The sequence below is a fragment of the Xanthobacter sp. BG11Y11_SDJG genome (assembly GCF_057364445.1).
Genome location: NZ_JBNFNU010000412.1, coordinates 1 through 3,700, shown reverse-complemented (window position 1 = coordinate 3,700; position 3,700 = coordinate 1). Strand labels below are relative to the sequence as shown.

At 69.2% G+C, this 3,700-nt stretch carries 4 protein-coding genes; all 4 read left to right on the top strand.

The window, feature by feature from the left end; all coding sequences use genetic code 11:
• The first annotated feature begins 182 nt into the window (after window positions 1-182).
• From AC2W7M_RS21895 to AC2W7M_RS21880, 4 genes are read left to right on the top strand one after another with little or no spacing between them, the layout of a single operon-like run.
• A complete protein-coding gene (locus AC2W7M_RS21895; protein WP_121624532.1) occupies window positions 183-1,073 on the top strand; it encodes a branched-chain amino acid ABC transporter permease in 891 nt (296 codons plus the stop codon).
• A complete protein-coding gene (locus tag AC2W7M_RS21890; RefSeq protein ID WP_486134890.1) occupies window positions 1,066-2,109 on the top strand; it encodes a branched-chain amino acid ABC transporter permease in 1,044 nt (347 codons plus the stop codon). The genes AC2W7M_RS21895 and AC2W7M_RS21890 overlap by 8 nt, the downstream gene beginning before the upstream one ends.
• On the top strand, window positions 2,106-2,849 hold the full coding sequence (locus tag AC2W7M_RS21885) for an ABC transporter ATP-binding protein (protein ID WP_121624534.1): 744 nt from the start codon (window positions 2,106-2,108) through the stop codon (window positions 2,847-2,849). The genes AC2W7M_RS21890 and AC2W7M_RS21885 overlap by 4 nt, the downstream gene beginning before the upstream one ends.
• A gap of 1 nt (window position 2,850) precedes the next feature.
• Complete coding sequence (locus AC2W7M_RS21880) at window positions 2,851-3,558, top strand: ABC transporter ATP-binding protein (RefSeq protein ID WP_486134888.1); 708 nt, start codon at window positions 2,851-2,853, stop codon at window positions 3,556-3,558.
• The last annotated feature ends 142 nt before the right edge of the window (window positions 3,559-3,700 follow it).

Below are 3,700 nucleotides of genomic sequence, written 5' to 3'. Positions count from 1 at the left end.
CCAGGCGATGCAGCCCATGTATGTGGTGCGCATCAACAACGGCAAGTTCGACATCATCGACAAGGTCTCGGCCGAGGACGCCATCGGCCCCGACACCTGCACCCGCTTCTGAGCCGGAACGAACCGCCGCGGCCCCTCACGGCCGCGGCGGTTCCATTGCTTCCAGGGGAGACACAAAGGCGATGAACGCCCTCGACTATCTACAGTTCGTCCTGGCGCCGCAGGTGGTGAACGGGCTCGCGCTCGGCGTCGCCGTGGTGCTGGTGGCGCTCGGGCTGACCATCATCTTCGGCCTGCTCGACGTCATCAACATGAGCCACGGCGAGTTCTATGCGGTGGGCGCCTATCTGGCCCTGGCGCTGGGCGCCGCGCATATCGACTTCTGGCTGCTCATCGTGCTGGTGCCGGTGCTGATGCTGCCGCTCGGCATGGTCACGGAGCGCCTGCTCATCAGGCCGGTCTTCAACACCAAGGACCGGCACGTGACGACGCTGCTCGTCACCTTCGGCCTCGCGCTGATCGCCGAGGACGTGCTGAAGCTGATCTTCGGCCCCAACACCCAGCGCCCGCCGACGCCGATCCCCGGCGCCAGCGAGATCTTCGGCATCATCCTGCCCAATTACCGCCTGTTCCTGATCGCCATCGGCGCGGTGATCGTGGCCGGCGTGGCCTTCGTGGTCTACCGCACGCGCCTCGGCGCCATGGTGCGGGCCGCCGCCTACGACCGCAACATGGCCGCCTCGCTCGGCGTGCCGGTGTCGCTGGTCTATTCCGGCACCTTCGCCTTCGGCGTGGCGCTCGCCGGCCTCGCCGGGGTGCTGCTGGCGCCGATCTATTCCATCTTCCCCACCATGGGGCGGGACTTCATCCTGCTCGCCTTCACGGTGGTGATCGTCGGCGGCATGGGCTCCATCTGGGGCGCGGTGGTCGCCGGCCTGCTGCTGACCCAGGTGCAGGCGCTGGCGAGCCTCGTGATCTCGCCGGTCTGGACCGACCCGATCGTGTTCGGGACCATGGTGGCCTTCCTCGTGTTCCGCCCCCAGGGCCTGTTCGGGAGGCTCGGACATGCTTGACCGTCTCACGCTCTCCATGCGGGCGAGCCATGTGCTGGCGGCGCTCCTGGTGGTCGCCGCGCTGGTGCTCGCCGTGGTGGGCTCCGCCATCGGCGACACCTTCTACCTGCGGCTCGCCACCGAGGCGCTGATCTTCGCCGGGCTCGCGCTGTCGGTGGACCTTTTGCTCGGCTATTCCGGCGCGCTCTCGCTCGGCCAGGCGCTCTATTTCGGCATCGGCGCCTACACCTCGGCGCTGGTGCTGATGAAGGTGCCGTCCTTCTGGCTCGCCATGGGCGCGGCCGGGGTGGTGACGCTCTTCAGCGCCGTGATCGGCGGGCTGATCGCCAACCGGGTGCGCGGGGTCTATTTCGCCCTCATCACCTTCGGCCTCGCCCAGGTGGTCGCCAAGGTGGTCTACAACATCCGCGACCTCGGGGCGTCCGACGGCATGATCGGCATTCCGGTGATCGATATCGGCATCGGCCCGTTCTCGGTGTCGGCGGGCAATCCGGTGGGCTTCTTCCTGGTGGTGCTGGTCATCATCATGGCGCTCTACGCGGCCACCGCCTATCTGCTCGACACGCCGTTCGGCCGCGTGCTCACCGCGCTCAAGGCCAATGAGAAGCGGGTGCCGTTCCTCGGCTATTCGGTGTGGCGGGCCCGAATGGTGTGCTACCTCGCAGCGGCGCTGATCGCCGGCCTGTCGGGCGCGCTCTACCCCATGCTGCGCGGCTTCGTCTCGCCGGAGCTGATGTTCTTCATGACCTCCGGCAATGCGGTGATCTCGGTGATCCTCGGCGGCGTCGGCACGCTGGTGGGGGCGCTCTACGGCAGCGTGTTCCTGGTCATCATCAAGTCGGTGATCGGCAGCTGGACCGACCACTACCTCATCATCATCGGCCTTTTGTTCATGGCCGGCGTGCTGTTCATGCCCAAGGGCCTGATCGGCTTCGTGCGGCCCCACGTGGAGCGCCTGATCGCCCCGCGCCACCTGCGCGAGAGCAAGACGCCGGACGCGGACCTGCCACTGAAGGCCGAGGAGGTGAAGCCATGAGCCGTCCGGTTCTCGAGGTCAGCGACCTCTCCATCGCCTTCGGCGGACTTCGCGCCGTGGACCAGGTGACGTTCGCCGCCGAGCGCCACCGCATCACCACGGTGATCGGGCCGAACGGGGCGGGCAAGTCCACGCTCTTCAACATGATCTCCGGGGCGCTCAAGCCGCTCTCCGGCACGGTGCTCATCGACGGCGTCGACATGACCGGCGCCGCCCCCGAGCGCCTGAAGGGCGCCGGCCTCTCGCGCTCGTTCCAGATCACCAACCTGTTCTTCGAGCTGACGGTGGCCGAGAACCTGCGCCTCGCCGCGCAGGTGCTGGAGCCCGCCAAGCGGGCGCTGCTGCCGATCCGCTGCTCCACGCGGGCGCAGGCGAAGACGCAGGCGATGCTGGAGCGCTTCGAGCTCACCCACAAGCGCGACGAGCTGGCCGGCAACCTCTCCCACGGCGACCAGCGCCGCCTGGAGATCGCCGTGTGCCTCGCCTCGGAGCCGAAGATCCTGCTGCTCGACGAGCCCACCCAGGGCATGAGCCACCAGGACACGGCCGACACGGCGAAGCTGGTGCGCTCCCTGACGCAGGACGTGAGCGTGCTCCTGATCGAGCACGACATCGGCCTCGTCATGGAACTTTCCGACCACGTGGTGGTGATGCACCAGGGCCGCAAGCTCGCCGAGGGCCCCCCGGCGGCGGTGCGCGCGGACCCGCAGGTGCAGGCCGCCTATTTCGGACACGCCTGACATGCTGAAGATCGAAGGCCTCAACAGCCATTACGGCCGCAGCCACATCATCCAGGGCATCGACCTTTCCGCCGCGCCCGGCGAGGTGATCGGCATCTTCGGCCGCAACGGGGTCGGCAAGACCACGCTGCTCAAGACCATCGCCGGCTGGGTGAAGCCCAGCTCCGGCACCATCCGGCTTGGCGACGTCTCGCTCGCCGGGCTGGAGCCGGACCGCATCACGCGCTCGGGCGTCGGCCTCGTGCCGGAGGACCGGCGCATCTTCCCCGGCCTCACGGTGGAAGAGAACCTGACGCTGGGCCTGATGCAGGTCCGCGGCCGGCCGGCGAGCGCCGGGCGGGCGGTGATCGCCGAGATCTACGATCGCTTCCCGCGCCTGCGCGAGCGGCGGCACCAGCTCGGCACCACGCTCTCGGGCGGCGAGCAGCAGATGCTGGCCATGGCCCGCGTTCTGGTGGGCGCGCCGCAGCTCGTCCTGGTGGACGAGCCCTCCGAGGGCCTCGCCCCCATGATCGTCGCCGAGGTGTTCGCCATCGTGCGCGAGCTCAAGGAGCGCGGCGCCATGGTGCTGCTGGTGGAGCAGAACGTCCACGAGGCGCTGGCGGTGACCGACCGCTTCGTGGTGATCGAGCGCGGCCGCATCGTCCTCACCGGCGAGGCCGAGGACGCCAAGGACCGCGAGCGCCTCATGGAAGCGCTGGCGGTGTGAGCCCCCGCGGTCCCGGCTCCGGCCGGGATCGCGCCTTCGCGGGAAGCGGCCCGTTCAGCCGCGCCCGTTCAATCGAGCCAAGGCGCCATGCGGTCGAGGGCGATCAGCGCCGCCGCGTCGAGGCGCGGGCGCACCACCGCCG